The sequence below is a fragment of the Streptomyces sp. NPDC055140 genome (assembly GCF_053607285.1).
Window position 1 is genome coordinate 160,668 of record NZ_JBSGTG010000010.1, and the last position, 14,714, is coordinate 175,381.

Annotated in this window: 12 protein-coding genes; 7 read left to right on the plus strand and 5 right to left on the minus strand. The window is 71.5% G+C overall.

Annotated elements, in window-relative coordinates; all coding sequences use genetic code 11:
- Window positions 1–172: 172 nt before the first annotated feature.
- Window positions 173–3,334: a cytochrome P450 gene (locus ACWFR4_RS20965; RefSeq protein ID WP_453653873.1), complete on the plus strand. Its 3,162-nt coding sequence runs from the start codon at window positions 173–175 to the stop codon at window positions 3,332–3,334.
- 78 nt (window positions 3,335–3,412) lie between these two features.
- Here ACWFR4_RS20965 and asnB read toward each other — a convergent pair whose 3' ends face one another.
- From asnB to ACWFR4_RS20980, 3 genes are all read right to left on the minus strand, one after another.
- Window positions 3,413–5,254, minus strand: coding sequence for an asparagine synthase (glutamine-hydrolyzing) (gene asnB, locus ACWFR4_RS20970; RefSeq protein WP_453653875.1), 1,842 nt, complete (start codon window positions 5,252–5,254; stop codon window positions 3,413–3,415).
- A 276-nt stretch (window positions 5,255–5,530) separates the two neighbouring features.
- The gene (locus tag ACWFR4_RS20975; RefSeq protein WP_453653877.1) at window positions 5,531–6,871 is read right to left on the minus strand and encodes an MFS transporter; all 1,341 of its coding nucleotides are present in this window, start codon (window positions 6,869–6,871) and stop codon (window positions 5,531–5,533) included.
- A gap of 166 nt (window positions 6,872–7,037) precedes the next feature.
- Window positions 7,038–8,222: a TIGR03364 family FAD-dependent oxidoreductase gene (locus ACWFR4_RS20980; RefSeq protein ID WP_453653879.1), complete on the minus strand. Its 1,185-nt coding sequence runs from the start codon at window positions 8,220–8,222 to the stop codon at window positions 7,038–7,040.
- 179 nt (window positions 8,223–8,401) lie between these two features.
- On the opposite strand from ACWFR4_RS20980, the gene ACWFR4_RS20985 reads away from it, so the two are divergent.
- The gene (locus ACWFR4_RS20985; protein WP_453468218.1) at window positions 8,402–9,175 is read left to right on the plus strand and encodes a GntR family transcriptional regulator; all 774 of its coding nucleotides are present in this window, start codon (window positions 8,402–8,404) and stop codon (window positions 9,173–9,175) included.
- Entirely contained in the window at window positions 9,168–9,857 is a 690-nt protein-coding gene (locus ACWFR4_RS20990) for a phosphonatase-like hydrolase (RefSeq protein ID WP_453653881.1), read from the plus strand. The genes ACWFR4_RS20985 and ACWFR4_RS20990 overlap by 8 nt, the downstream gene beginning before the upstream one ends.
- Window positions 9,858–9,924: 67 nt before the next feature.
- Here ACWFR4_RS20990 and pgm read toward each other — a convergent pair whose 3' ends face one another.
- Together pgm and ACWFR4_RS21000 are read right to left on the minus strand one after the other, a co-directional pair.
- A complete protein-coding gene (gene pgm / locus ACWFR4_RS20995; protein WP_453653883.1) occupies window positions 9,925–11,562 on the minus strand; it encodes a phosphoglucomutase (alpha-D-glucose-1,6-bisphosphate-dependent) in 1,638 nt (545 codons plus the stop codon).
- Window positions 11,563–11,652: 90 nt separating this feature from the next.
- A complete protein-coding gene (locus ACWFR4_RS21000; RefSeq protein ID WP_453468221.1) occupies window positions 11,653–12,408 on the minus strand; it encodes a Clp protease N-terminal domain-containing protein in 756 nt (251 codons plus the stop codon).
- A 123-nt stretch (window positions 12,409–12,531) separates the two neighbouring features.
- Between ACWFR4_RS21000 and ACWFR4_RS21005 the strand changes: the two genes are divergently transcribed.
- The 4 genes from ACWFR4_RS21005 to ACWFR4_RS21020 all read left to right on the plus strand — a co-directional run bounded on the left by ACWFR4_RS21005 (window position 12,532) and on the right by ACWFR4_RS21020 (window position 14,695).
- Window positions 12,532–13,005, plus strand: coding sequence for a cupin domain-containing protein (locus ACWFR4_RS21005; RefSeq protein ID WP_453653885.1), 474 nt, complete (start codon window positions 12,532–12,534; stop codon window positions 13,003–13,005).
- Between the two features lie 123 nt (window positions 13,006–13,128).
- On the plus strand, window positions 13,129–13,569 hold the full coding sequence (locus ACWFR4_RS21010; protein WP_453468223.1) for an OsmC family protein: 441 nt from the start codon (window positions 13,129–13,131) through the stop codon (window positions 13,567–13,569).
- A 208-nt stretch (window positions 13,570–13,777) separates the two neighbouring features.
- Window positions 13,778–14,434, plus strand: coding sequence for a TNT domain-containing protein (locus tag ACWFR4_RS21015; protein WP_453468224.1), 657 nt, complete (start codon window positions 13,778–13,780; stop codon window positions 14,432–14,434).
- 27 nt (window positions 14,435–14,461) lie between these two features.
- Window positions 14,462–14,695, plus strand: coding sequence for a hypothetical protein (locus ACWFR4_RS21020; protein ID WP_453468225.1), 234 nt, complete (start codon window positions 14,462–14,464; stop codon window positions 14,693–14,695).
- Window positions 14,696–14,714: the final 19 nt, after the last annotated feature.

A 14,714-nucleotide genomic window follows, 5' to 3' on the forward strand; every position in this document is an offset into this window, starting at 1 on the left:
CGGCCGGGCCGACGCCAGGCCGGTCCTTTGTCACGTCCGCCGGGCGAGCGCAAGCGCGGCGCGCCGCAGGCCACTACACAATCATGTAGTGCGGCGGCCCGGCCCGGCGGGGCCACGGGATCAAGCTGGACAGGCACCGAACTCCGTACCGCGAAAGGCAGTTGCCGCCCCCATGCCCGACTCCGCGCTGCTCCCGCCGGCCCCCACCGACGGCCTTCCGCTCATCGACATCTCCGCCACGGGTCCCGGACCCGCGCCCCTCCAGCAGGCCATGGAGCTGTCCCGCCGCCACGGCCCCGCGCTCGTGCGAAGGCTGCACGGCCGCGACGCACTCTTCGTCAGCGACCTCGACCTCGTCACCGAACTCGCCGACGAGACCCGCTTCGCCAAGCACGTGGGCCCCGCCCTGGAGAACGTCCGCGCCTTCACAGCCGACGGCCTCTTCACCGCCTACAACGACGAACCGAACTGGGCCCGCGCCCACGACATCCTCATGCCCGCCTTCGCTCTGGGCTCCATGCGGACCTACCACCCCGTCATGTACCAGGTGTCCCGCCGTCTCATCGAGTCCTGGGACCACGCCGCGCACTCGGGCAGCCCCGTGGACGTGCCGGGCGACATGACGCGCATGACCCTCGACACCATCGGACTCGCGGGCTTCGGCTACGACTTCGGATCCTTCGAGGGCTCCGAGCCGCACCCCTTCGTGGAGGCCATGGTCCGCTGCCTCGAATGGTCGATGAAGCGTCTCGCCCGCACGCCCGGCTCCGACCACTCGGCCGCCGACGCCGCGTTCAAGGCCGACGCGGACTATCTGGCACAGGTGGTCGACGAGGTCATCGCGGCGCGCGCCGACGCACCCGAAGGCGACGACCTGCTCGGTCTGATGCTCACCGCCCGCCACCCCGACGGCTCCGCGCTCGACACGGCGAACATCCGCAACCAGGTCATCACCTTCCTCATCGCGGGCCACGAGACCACCTCGGGCGCGATGTCCTTCGCCCTCTACTACCTGGCCAAGCACCCGGCCGTGCTCGACCTCGTACGCCGGGAGGCCGACGCCCTGTTCGGGGACGCGGCCGACCCCGAGCCCACCTTCGACGAGGTCGGCCGGCTCACGTACACACGACAGGTGCTGAACGAGGCTTTGCGTCTGTGGCCGACCGCGGCCGCGTTCAGCCGCCACGCGCGCGAGGACACGCTCCTCGGCGGACGCATCCCGCTGCGCGCCGGGCAGGCCGTCACTGTCCTCGCGCCGATGCTGCACCGGCAGCCGGTGTGGGGCGACAACCCGGAGCTGTTCGACCCCTCCCGGTTCACGCCCGAGGCGGAGGCCGCACGCTCACCGCACGCCTTCAAGCCGTTCGGCACCGGTGAACGCGCCTGCATCGGACGGCAGTTCGCGCTCCACGAGGCGACGATGCTGCTCGCGCTCCTGGTGCACCGTTACCGGCTCATCGACCACGCCGACTACGATCTCACGGTCAAGGAGACGCTGACGCTCAAGCCGGAGGGCTTCACCCTCACGCTCGTCCCGCGCACCTCCGCCGACCGGAACCACCCGGCCCTGCCCGGCCACGCGCCGGTCGAGGAGCGGACGGCCGCACCGGACAAGCTGCCCGCGCGGGTGCGGCCCGGCACCGGGGTGCTGTTCCTGCACGGCAGCAACTACGGGACCTGCCGCGGCCTCGCCGAGCAGCTCGCCGACGATGTCGCCGCGCTGGGCTGCGACACGGCCGTCGCGCCGCTCGACACCCATGCGGGAGCGCTGCCCACCGACCGTCCCGTCGTCGTGGTCGCGGCCTCCTACAACGGCCGGCCCACCGACGACGCGGCCGAGTTCGCCACCTGGCTCGACGGTGCGCCGGACGGCGCCGCGAGCGACGTCACCTACGCGGTCCTCGGCGTGGGCGACCGCAACTGGGCCGCCACCTACCAGCACGTCCCGACCCGCATCGACGAACGGCTCGACGCACTCGGCGGCAGCCGACTGTGCGAGCGCGCCGCGGCCGACGCCTCCGGCGACCTCAACGCGACCGTCCGCACCTTCACGACGGGACTGCGCGCCGCGCTCCTCACGCAGTACGGGGACCCCGACGCCGCCGACACCGCTGAGCCCGAGGATGCGTACGAGATCCGGGAGATCGGTGGTGGGCCCCTCGATGCCGCGGCCGCCCGGCACGGGCTCGTCCCGTTCACCGTCACCGAGGCAAGCTCCCTCACCGCGCCCGACCACCCGCGCACCAAGCGCTTCGTACGTCTCGTGCTGCCGGAGAGCGTCACGTACCGCACGGGGGACCATCTCACCGTGCTGCCCGCGCAGGATCCCGCGCTTGTCGAACGGGCGGCCGCCGCTTTCGGAATCGGCCTGGACACGGTCCTCGACATCAGGGCCCGCCGCCCGCGCCGCGACGGGTTCGCGCTCGACCGTCCGCTGACGATCCGTGAACTACTCACGTCCCACGTCGAGTTGGGGCAGATCCCCACCCCGGACCAGGTGGCGCTGCTCGCCGAGGCCAACCCCTGCCCTCCCGAGAAGGCAGCGCTGGGGGCCCTCACCGACGACCCGCGCACGCTCGTCGAACTCGTGGAGGACCACCCCGCGCTGCACGGCGCCCTGACCTGGCCGCAGCTCCTCGACCTGCTGCCGCCGCTGAAGCCCCGGCACTACTCGATCTCGTCGAGCGCCGAGTGGAGCCCCACACACGCCGACCTCATGGTGTCCGTCCTCGACGCCCCCGCCCGCTCGGGCCGCGGCCGGTTCCGCGGCACCGGATCGACGTACCTGGCCGGGCTCCGGCCCGGTGACACGGTGCTCGCCCGCGTCCAGCCCTGCCGCGAGATCTTCCGCGTCCCGAACGACTCCGAGACCCCGGTCGTCATGATCGCCGCGGGGACGGGTCTCGCGCCGTTCCGCGGCGCCATCGCCGACCGCGGCGCCCTGCTCGCCGCCGGTACCCCGCTCGCGCCCGCCCTGTGCTATTTCGGCTGCGACCACCCCCGCGGTGACTTCCTGCACGCCGACGAACTGCGCGCCGCCGAGGCCGCGGGCGTCGTCTCCCTGCGCCCCGTCTTCAGCGAGGCACCCGAGACGGGCCACGCCTTCGTCCAGCACCGGGTGGCCGCCGAGGCCGACGAACTGTGGGCGCTGCTCGGGTCCGGGGCGCGCGTCTACGTCTGCGGTGACGGTGCCCGGATGGCGCCCGGCGTCCGTGACGCGTTCCGCGCCCTGTTCCGCGACCGCACGCCGGGAGCCGACGACGCCGAAGCGGAGCGCTGGCTGGCCGGTCTGATCGCTGACGGACTGTACGTGGAGGACGTCTACGCGGGCTGAGGACTCCGCGCATAGGGCGCCGCGCCCCGGCGGCAGCGTACGGCCGACGCCGCACGCTGCCGCCGGGGCGGACCGGGTTCAGGAAAGGGTCAGCTCCGGGCTGTACAGGTCGAGCCAGAGCGCGAGGTCCAGCGTGCGTTCGAGCCCGCGCCGGGACGCCTGCGTGATCTGCGGTGCCTCACGGTGCGCGGCCCGCGAGACCCGCTCCCGGTCGACCAGGTCGAACACCCGGTGCGAGGGCCTGGCGAGCAGATCCTTCGCGTGGTTCTGGAGCGCGACGGCGTACTTCGGGTCCTGCGTCGACGGATACGGGCTCTTCACCCGGTCGTACACCGACTTCGGCAGCACGTCCGCGGTCGCCTCGCGCAGCAGGCTCTTCTCCCGGCCGTCGAACGACTTCAGCGACCAGGGCGTGTTGTACACGTACTCGACGAGGCGGTGGTCGCAGAACGGGACCCGCACCTCCAGGCCGACGGCCATGCTCGCGCGGTCCTTGCGGTCGAGCAGGACCCGCACGAACCGGGTCAGGTGCAGATGGCACATCCTGCGCATCCGGTACTCGAAGTCGCTCTCGCCGTCCAGGCGTTGGATGCCGCGCACGGCACCGGCGTAGCTGCGGCGGACGTATCCGTCCAGGTCGAGGGCGCCGGCCAGGTCGCCGCGCAGGACGTCGGAGTCGTCGCCGAAGTGCTGGGACATGCGCACCAGCCACGGGAACGTGTCGGCACTGCGCGCCTCCTCGTCGAAGAACTGGAGGTAGCCGCCGAACACCTCGTCGGCGGACTCGCCCGACAGGGCGACCGTCGAGTGCTCCCTGATCGCCCGGAACAGCAGATAGAGCGACGCGTCCATGTCGCCGAAGCCCGCGGGGATGTCACGGGCCCGGATCACCCGGGCCCGGACCTCCGGGTCGGCCAGCTCGTTCGAGTCGAGGACGATGTCGCGGTGGTCGGTGCCGGCGGCCTTTGCCACGTCGTGCACGTACGGGGTGTCGGGCGTGCCGCGCATCTCGTCGGCGACGAAGTTCTCCGTCTGGCCGACGAAGTCCACGGCGAAGCTGCGTACGGTCTCGCCCTGTTCACCGAGCTGCCGCGCGGCGATCGCCGTCATGGCGGACGAGTCGAGGCCACCGGACAGGAGCGTGCAGCGCGGCACGTCGGAGACGAGCTGGCGCCGCACGATGTCGTCGAGGAGCGAGCGCACGGTCGCGATCGACGTGTCGCGGTCGTCGGTGTGCGGGCGGGTCTCCAGTGTCCAGTACGCCCGCTGCCGCAGTCCGCCGCGGTCGACGGTCACGATGGTGCCCGGCTCCACCTCGTGCATCCCGTCCCAGACGGCGTGACCCGGCGTCTTCACGATGGTGAAGAGCTCCCGCAGACCGTCGAGCGTCACCCGCGACTTCACGAGCGGATTGGCGAGGATCGCCTTGGGCTCGGACCCGAACAGGACGCCGTCCGGAGTCTCGTAGAAATAGAACGGCTTGATGCCCATGCGGTCCCTGATCATCACGAGCTTGTTCTCGCGGCCGTCCCAGACGGCGAACGCGTACATGCCGTTCAGGCGCTCGGCCAGCGCCTCGCCCCACTCCAGGTAGCCGCGCAGCACGACCTCGGTGTCGGAGTCGGTGGTGAACCTGTGCCCGCGTCCGGTCAGTTCGCTGCGGAGTTCCGTGTAGTTGTACGTCTCGCCGGAGTACACGAGCGCGACGGTGCCGCGCGGCGTCTCGGCGGTCATCGGCTGGCGCCCGCCTGGCAGGTCGATGATCGCGAGCCTGCGGTGGCCGAGCGCCGCGGGCCCCTCGGTCCACGTGCCGCGGTCGTCCGGGCCGCGGCACTCCATCGTCTGCGTCATCGCATCCAATGTGTCGGCCGACGCGCGCAGGTCGCGATCGAAGGAGACCCAGCCGGTGATGCCACACATACGTTCCTCCTGCATGCCGTTCCGGCGCCGAATCAGTTGTATCCAGCACCTATATGTCGAGCGTGTGACATGGCGCTGTGTACGGTCAACGCGCCGGCAACCCGGTGGAGGCCGGTGACCCGACGGTTTCGGCCGCTCCTTGCTTGACAGGGCGGAACGGTCCCCATCGCAAATCGCGACGGCGCGCCGGTCATTGCCGGAATGCGGGCGGGCCGGACGGGCGGGATCCGGCCAAGGGCAAAAACTTGATCAACCCCGGGCCGGACCCCGCGGTCCTCAGGCCGTCACGGCCGTCCGGTTCCAGTGCGGCAGCATGACCACTCCCGCGAGTGCCGCGGCGGCGGCGAAGCCGTAGAAGAGCACGGTGGTCGAGAGGAAGCCCGGGAGCAGGCCGCCGAGGATCGCGCCGACGGAGCCGCAGCCGTTGACGAAACCGGTGGCGGTGCCCGCACCGGCCGTGCCTCCCGAGTCGACGGCCGCCACGCCCGCGATCAGGGCGTCGGCGGCGTAGAGGCCGAAACCGATCACGGCCAGGACGGCGACCATCGTCCCGGTACTGCCGGTCGCGGTGAGGGGCACGAACGCCGCGAGCGTCACCATCAGCAGACCGAGCGAGAGGACGCACGGCGGCACACGCCGGGAGGAGAACAGGCGATCCGAGATCCAGCCGACCGTCATCGGCGCGAGCACGCCGGCCACGCCGAACGCCACCGGGATCAGCGTGGCCTCCAACTTGCCCACCCCGGGCAGCCGTTCACTGACGATCACCGGGCCCCACAACAGGAGCGCGTACCGGGCGGGCTTGAGCAGGAAGTACGCGGCGCTCAGCGTCAGGACCATCCGGTCGCGCAGGATCTCGCGGTAGATCTCGCGCGAGGTGGGCGGCGCCTCGGTCGGCTCGGGCGCGGCGCCGGACTCGGCCGTCGTCTCCTGGGCGTCCGGCCTGGGGAGACCCACGTCCGCAGGCTCGTTGCGCTGGAAGACGACGAACAGCGCGAGTACGACGGCCAGCGTCGCCGACCCGGCCAGGAACGCCGCGTGCCAGTTGTCGAAGACCGAGTACGCCCACCAGCCGAGGAACGGCGGCGCCGCGAGGCCGCCGAACGCGTAGTTCGTGCACCACAGGCCGAGGATCCGGCCGCGCTCCTTCACCGGCACGAAACTGGTCACGTTCTTGCACAGCGGGGCCCAGCCCGTCGACTGTGCGAGCCCCTGCACGGCCATCGCGATGCCGAACACCACGAGCGAGGTGCTCAGGCCGATGACCGCCGACGCGACCACCGCGCCCGCCATCCCGCCGATCACGACGACCCGCGGCCCGAACCGGTCCGCCCACGAGCCCCACGCGAACTGCCCCACCGCGTACGCCGCGAGATACACGGCGTCGATCAGTCCGAGCGTGTGGGACGTGAGGGTGTGGTTGACCGCGGGGTCGTCCAGAATGCCGAGCTTGGCGACCGAGAACGCCTGCCGGACGAAGTAGAAGCCCGCGTACGCGATCCAGGTGACGGCGAAGATCTGCCAGCGCCAGCGCAGCGACCGCCGGGCGGAGGCGGGGTCTGCCGCGGGGGACCGGAGCGGGTCGGGCGCGACCCCTGGCCGGGTGCCGTCGGGCATGGTGGTCTCCTTGTCCTCGGTGCCTGGTGAGCCATGAGTGCGGGGGGTGACGTGCCGCAGTGCTACGCAGTGCCGGGCCCCGCGCCGCGAGACGTGCTCACGGCGCGGGCTGCCCTCTGTGCCGGGGTGGAGTGGCGGTGGCCGGGACCTTGTCCGCGGCGGGCGGTCAGGCCGTCGAGGCCAGGGACTCGTCGAACGTGGCGGCGGCGAGGCCGAACGAGAGCGTCATGCCGATGCCCGAGGTGACCGAGATGGCCCGTACGCCGGGTGCCATGTCGCGGACCAGGAGCGGGCCGCGGCCGCTGCTCGCGTAGACGCCCTGCCAGCGTTCTGTGACCCGCAGAGCACCGGCGCCGAGGACCCCGGCCGCCGAGTCGAGGAGCAGCCGCGCCGTCGGCTCGTCCTCGAACGGGGTCGTGGTCCGCCCGTAGGCGTGGGAGTCCCCGACCAGGACCGTGCCGTCGGGCAGGCGGGTGAACATGACGTTCGCGACGACGTCGAGCAGCTCGGGGCTGTGGCCGATGACCTCCTCGCGCAGCCTCTGCCCCGACGGCATGGCCGTGAAGGCGTCGTAGCGCAGCATGGACGTGGCGGTCAGGATCGCCGCGTCCGTACGGAAGGCATCGGGAGCCGTGACCCGCGCCATGGTGAGGCGGCAGCGCTCGATGCCGTGCTCCTCCGCCGCCGTGGGGTACAGGCGGTCCAGGTCGTGGCCCACGCAGACGAGGATCCGGTCGCCGTGGACCGGGCCCCTGCTGGTGTGGACCGTGCCCTCTTCGACGCCGTTGACGTTCGTGCCCCACACCACGGTGACGTTGGGCTGTATGGACAGCCATGCGGCCAGGTCCGGGGCGGCCTCTCGGGGGTTGACGCGCAGGTCGTCCGGAAGGAAGGCGCCGCCCACGATGTCGCTGGCGTCGGCGCCCCGGCCCAGTTCTCCCGCGACCTCCTCGCGGGTCCGCAGCCGGACGGTGTCCGCGCCGCGCTCCTCGCGCAGCTCCTCCAGGACCGCCAGTTCCGCCTCCGACCTCGCCACCACGAGGGCGCCGGCCTCCTTGGCCCACAGGCCGGAGCTCTTCGCGGCCTCCAACCACCCAGCCCGCGAGCGGTAGGCGAGTTCCAGCAGGTCGCCGCGCTGTGCCGTGATGCAGCAGTGCCCGAAGTTGCGTACCGAAGCGCCTACGGGCTGCCAGTCGCGCTCGATGACCGTGACGGTCAGGCCGCGTCGGGTGGCCTCGAAGGCGTGGGCGAGGCCGACGACCCCGGCACCGACGATGACCAGGTCGCTGCGGCCGCTGGGCAGGTCGGCGGCGGGCGAAGGGGCGGACGAGGGCGCTGTTGTGATGCTCATGGATTGCAGCGTGCGAGGCTTCGGGCGCATGGGGCAAGACTTGTGTGTACAAGTTTTCCGTCTGTTTACCTTCCGTGCCCCGGAGCGGGGGTGGGCGACCGCGAAACGTCATCACGCGGCCCCGTGCTGGACACGTGCGGGCCTTGAGGAGAGATGGGTCGAGCTGCGATAGTCATCTTGTGAAGACAAGTAAGGGTGTGCCGCTCCATGAGCAGCTCGGCGCCGAGTTCCTGCGGCGTATCGAGTCGGGTGAGTGGCCGGAGGGCGAGCCGGTACCGAGCGAATCCCAGCTCTGCGAAGAGTTCGGGACCTCCCGGGGGCCGGTCAGGCAGGCCTTGTCGATACTGCGGTCGGACGGGCATCTCGTGGGCGGCCGGGGCAAGCCGCCCGTCGCCAGAAGGGCGGCCCCGTCGCAGCCCTTCGCGTCGCTCATGTCGTTCACCCAGTGGGCCAGGTCCATCGGCCGCGAACCCGGTCAGCTGACCGTCGAGGTGGCCCGCCGCCGGGCCTCCCCGGAGGCCGCCGCGCGGCTCGGCCTCGACGAGGGCGAACCCGTGGTCGACCTGGTCCGGCTGCGCCACCTGGACGGTGTGCCGGTCATGGTCGAGCGCTCCACGTTCGTCCTCCACGTCGGCCGGCACCTGTTCGACATGGACCCCGACGCGGGCTCGATCTACGAGGCCCTGTGCGCGCGCGATGTGGACCTGCACCACGCCCGCCACACCATCGACGCCATCGCCGCCGACACGCAGGACTCGGCGCTCCTCGGCATCGAGCCGGGTGAACCCCTGCTGCGCGTAAGGCGGTTGGCGTTCTCGCGGGACGGCGTGCCCCTGGAGTACGCCGACGACCGCTATCTGCCCACACTCGCCAACTTCACCATCGAGAACACCGCCGAGGGACGCACCGTCGTCGGCCGGTACCGCACTGACGAGGAGAACCCCAGTGATTGAACTCGCCGTCTTCGACATGGCAGGCACCACGATCGAGGAGTACGGCGCGGTGTACGAGGCGCTGCGCCACGCCGTCGAGTCGACCGGCGTGACGGTCGACGCGCAGGACCTCCAGACGTGGATGGGCACGGACAAGCGCGAGGCCATCGACGCGCTGGTCCGCCTGGGCGGCGGCACCCCCGACGCGGAGCTGGTCGAGCGGCAGTACGGGGTTTTCCGAACGTTCCTGAAGGAGCGCTACGAAGAGGTCCCGCCGCAGCCCATAGCCCAGGCCGACAAGGCCCTCGCCGAGCTGCGCGCCCGGGGCATCAAGGTCGCCCTGACCACCGGTTTCAGCGCTGACGTCGCCCTGCCGCTGCTCGCGTCGCTCGGCTGGTCCACGGATGAGGGCGGCAACCTCGACGCGGTCGTCACCGCCGACGAGGTGGTCCGCGGCCGCCCCGCCCCGTACATGATCCACCGGGCGATGGAGAAGACCGGCGTCGTGGACGTCCGCAAGGTGCTCGTCGCGGGCGACACCGCGGTCGACCTCCAGGCGGGGCACCACGCGGGCGCGGGTGTCGTCGTGGGCGTGCTCACCGGCCAGCTCCCGCGCACAGAGCTCGAACTGCACCCGCACACCTACGTGTTGGACAGCGTCGCCGAGGTCCCGGGCCTCGTGGAGGCGACGGCCGCGGAGTAGTCGGACGGCGAAGAACGTGGGCGGCAGTGCTGGGGCGAGGGTCCCGCGCGCTGCCGCCCACGTCCCGTCAGTCCTCCGCGAGCGCCGCGTCCACGATCGACTGCGCCTCCGTCTGCACCTGGGCCAGGTGGTCAGGGCCGCGGAACGACTCGGCGTAGATCTTGTACACGTCCTCCGTGCCGCTCGGCCGCGCGGCGAACCAGGCGTTCTCCGTGGTGACCTTCACGCCGCCGATCGCGGCGCCGTTGCCCGGCGCGTGGCTGAGCCGTCCGGTGATGGTCTCGCCCGCGAGGGTGTCCGCGGTGATCGCGTCGCCGCTGAGCTCGGCGAGACGGGCCTTCTGCTGCTTGGTCGCCTTCGCGTCGACGCGCGCGTACGAGGACGAGCCGTGCTCCGCGGCGAGTTCGGCGTAGTACTGCGACGGGGTCTTCCCGGTCACCGCGGTGATCTCGGCCGCGAGCAGCGCGAGCAGAATGCCGTCCTTGTCGGTCGTCCAGACGCCGCCGTCCTTGCGCACGAAGCTCGCGCCCGCGCTCTCCTCGCCACCGAAGGCGACCGACCCGTCGACGAGCCCCGGCACGAACCACTTGAACCCGACAGGGACTTCGAGCAGCTCGCGGCCGAGCGACGCGACGATCCGGTCGATGACGGCGCTCGACACCAGCGTCTTGCCGATCGCGGCGTCGGACCGCCAGCCGGTGCGGTGCGTCGCCAGGTAGTGGATCGCGACGGCCAGATAGTGGTTCGGGTTCATGAGCCCGGCGTCGGGCGTGACGATGCCGTGCCGGTCGGCGTCCGCGTCGTTCCCCGTCAGCAGGTCGTAGTCGTGCCGCTTCGCGAGGACGGACGCCATCGCGGGGGCCGACGAGGGATCCATCCGGATCTTGCCGTCCCAGTCGAGCGTCATGAACCGCCAGGTCGGGTCCACCTCGGGGTTGACCACCGTCAGGTCGAGTCCGTACATCTCCGCGATCCGTGCCCAGTAGTGCACACTCGCCCCGCCGAGCGGGTCCGCGCCGATGCGCAGCCCCGACGCCCGGATGACGTCGGTGTCGATGACGGTGCTCAGCTCCTCGACGTACCGCTCACGGAAGTCGTACGTCTCCGGAGCCACGTCCTTCGTGGTGCGCACCTCCCGATTGCCGTCGGCGAGCAGCTCGTTGGCGCGGCGCGCGATCCAGGACGTCGCCGTGGAGTCGGCGGGGCCGCCGTGCGGCGGGTTGTATTTGAAGCCGCCGTCGCGCGGCGGGTTGTGGCTCGGCGTGATGACGATGCCGTCCGCCTGGCCGAGCTCGTCGGACGCGGTGCTGTTCCAGCGCAGGATGGCGTGGCTGAGCGCGGGGGTCGGCACGTAGCCGTCGTGGACGTCGGCGAAGACGCGTACGCCGTTCGCCGCGAGGACGCCGAGTGCCGTGTCGAGCGCTGGGCGCGAGAGGGCGTGGGTGTCGGGCCCGATGAACAGCGGGCCCGTGATGCCCTCGGCCGTGCGGTACTCGACGATGGCCTGCGTGATCGCCGCGATGTGCCGTTCGTTGAACGCGCCGTCCAGGCTGGAGCCTCGGTGCCCGCTCGTGCCGAAGACGACGCGCTGCTCGGGTCGGTCCACGTCGGGGACCTTGGTGAAATACGCGTCGACGAGTTCATCGATGTCGACGAGGTCCTCCGGCCGGGCCTGGGTTCCTGCGCGCTCAGTCATGGGGGGCATTCTCCCATCAGGGCCGCGCGCGACGCAGGACCGCAAAGGTGTCCCGAAGCGCCGCGAGCACTCCGGGACACCCGATCGGCAGACGGCCCGTCAGGACTGTCGCTTCGCCCGCTCCTTGACGATCGCGGCCAGCGTGTCCGCGATGTGCGCCTCGGACGCGGCCTTGTCGATACCCGACTCGGTGAGGGTGCCCGAGCCGTTCTCCTGCTCCAGCAGGGCCAGCAGGATGTGCTCCGTACCGATGTAGTTGTGGCCCAGGCGCAGCGCCTCGCGGAAGGTCAGCTCCAGGGCCTTCTTCGCGTTCGCGTCGAACTTGACGAGGCCGGGCACGTCGGAGACGGCCGGGGGCAGCGTGGCCGTCGCGTTCTGCCGGACGGTGTCGAGGAGCACGCCCTGCGCCCGGATGGCCTGCGCGCCGAGCCCCTCGGGCTCGGCGAGGAGGCCGAGGACGAGGTGTTCGGGCCTGATCTCGTCGTTGCCGGCGGCCTGGGCCTCGTTCTGTGCGGACATCACGACGTTGCGCGCCCGGGGGGTGTAGCGGCCGAAGCCCGAGCTGGGATCGAGTTCACCGACCTCGCCGGAGGCCTTGGGCACGAACCGCTTCTGGGCGGCCTGCCGGGTGACCCCCATGCTCCTGCCGATGTCGGTCCAGGACGCCCCGGAGCGGCGTGCCTGGTCCACGAAGTGGCCGATCAGATGGTCCGCGACGTCGCCGAGGTGGTCCGCGGCGATCACGGCGTCGGAGAGCTGGTCGAGTGCGTCGGTGTGGACCTTCTTGATGGCGTCGATCAGGTCGTCGAGGCGTACAGGTGTGGTCATGCCTACTGGCTTCGCAGATTCCGTCATGTGACAACCGTAGGTTGACAGTGCAGTGGGTGTCAACCTTCAGTTGACAGTCGTTGGGGATGCCCTCGCGCACGCCGTAGGCTGCGAAGTCCACGACGTACCAACCGCCGAAAGAGGAGAGCCATGCCGTCGGGCCGAGTGTCACTTGCGGACGTGCTGCGCACCGCGGACGAGTCCCGGACGGGCGCCCTGTGGAAGCTCGACGGCGCGGCACGGCAGCTCGACGCGAACCTCGTCCGGCTGCGGCCGGGCACCGTCGTCGCCGAGCACGTCGAGCCGGACCTCGACGTCCTGCTCGTCGTCCTCGAAGGCGGTGGGTCGCTCCGGCGCGCCGACGAAGAGGAGCAACTCACGCCCGGCGCCCTGGTGTTCATCGCGCGCGGTGAACGACGCTCCGTGACGGCCGGCGCCGACGGTCTCGCCTACCTCACCGCCCACCGCAGACGCCCCGGCCTGACCATCGCGCGGCCCCCGGCCCGCGAGGGCGGTGAACCGGCCTGCCTGCTCGGCCGGATCTGTCCCGCCTGCGACCGGGTCTCCGAGGATTCCGCGGCGGCCTACTGCGCCCGCTGCGGCGGACGCCTGCCCACTCCCTGACGCGACCGAGCGGGCGTTCATGCCCGCCCGACGGTCCGGCCTGCGCCGCCCCGCGCCCCCTCGCCCGTACGGTGCCGGGGACGAGCAGGACCGGGCGACCGCAGCGAGGGAGAACCACCCGACATGGCCGACTACCGCATCGAGACCGTCCGCAACGGCTTCCGCGACTGGACCGCACGCAACGACCGCGGCGCCGAGGTCCGCATCGGCGCCGCCGAAGACCCTGACGTGCAGCCGTCGTTCACCCCGGTCGAGCTGCTCCTCGCCGCCCTCGGCGGCTGCGGCGGCCTCGTCACCGACCGCACGGCCCGCACCGTCGAACACGACGGACTGCGCATCGTCGTGGAGTCCGTGTCACGCCCCGAGGACGACGGCCGCGTCGGCGCGGTCCGCGTCAGCTACGAACTGGAGCTGCCCGAGGGCGACGAGCGGGCGGACGACGCCTTCGCCCGCGGTGTGCGTCTGACCCACGAGAAGTACTGCACCGTCAGCCGGACCGTGGAACACGGCGCCCGGATCGAGGCGCGGCTCCCGGACGGCACGCTCGTCTTCATGGCGGGCTGACTCGCCTGCGTGGTGGCGGGGTGGCGAGTCTTCGCGGCGGGGTGTGGCGTCTCCGCGGCAAGGTGTCGCGCCTTCATGACGGGTGAACAGCGCGGTGGCTGGATGTCGCCACTGCAGCCGAAGATCACCGTAGTCTCCCTGAGTGTCCGCGTGATCACTGTGCGCATGCGGACCTGACGATCCGTCGAAGCATCGAGGAGACGACCGCGTGAAGTCCCTACGTCTGGTCCTGGCCGCCCTGGGAGCGGTGGTGGCGCTCACCGCGCCGCCGTCCGCAGCGGCAGCGGAGCCCGTGCCCGCGGCCGCCGCGCACGAGCCCTGCACGGGTGAGTTCCAAGGCGACGCCCGGCTCGGCCCGAAGTACCTGCCCAAGAAGTGGCAGGCCCCGGTCGGCCCGCTTCTGAAGGCCTACCACCGCACCGGCTCCCTCGGCCCGAAGGCGTTCCTGAAGAAGTACTGGGAGGGGGCGGCCGACTCCGGCAAGTGGAAGTACCCGCCGAACGACGGATTCACCGAGACCAACGGCCAGGTCGACCGCCGCCCCACCGAGCTGCGGCCCGGACAGACCCTCGACCGGTTCGGCTCGGAGTACGGCTCCTACCTGGCGCCCGCCGGGGACGCGTACGAGAAGCGAGCGCTGCCCCCGCAGAACCTCAACACCCGTGAGCCCGCCTACGCGTGCGACTATCACGTCTACGAGGTCGCCAAGTCGTTCTTCGTGTGGCAGGGCCCGATCGCTCCCTGGTTCGAGCAGCCCGGCGGGGGCCGTCAGATCAAGCTCGACCAGGTGTTCCTCAACCCCGGTGAGGGCCAGCGCCTCAACGTGAAGTGGCTCCTGGAACACGACTACCTCGAGCCCGCGTAAGCGAGATCGGGACAGGAGGACGGTTTCGTGGACCGGAACGCACTGGAGCGCGCTCTGCGGCAGGCCGCCGTGCCCCCGACCCACTACTGGATCGAGGGCGTCCACGAACCGTCCCCCACCCCCACCGACTTCCTCTATGTGCGCGAGGACCCCGGCGGAGGGTGGGAGACCGGAGCGTACGAGCGCGGCACCCACGAGACGATCGCGCGGCATCCCACGGAGGACGCCGCCTGCGCCCACCTGTGGCAGCTGCTGAACTGAGTGCCGCCGTGCACACCGC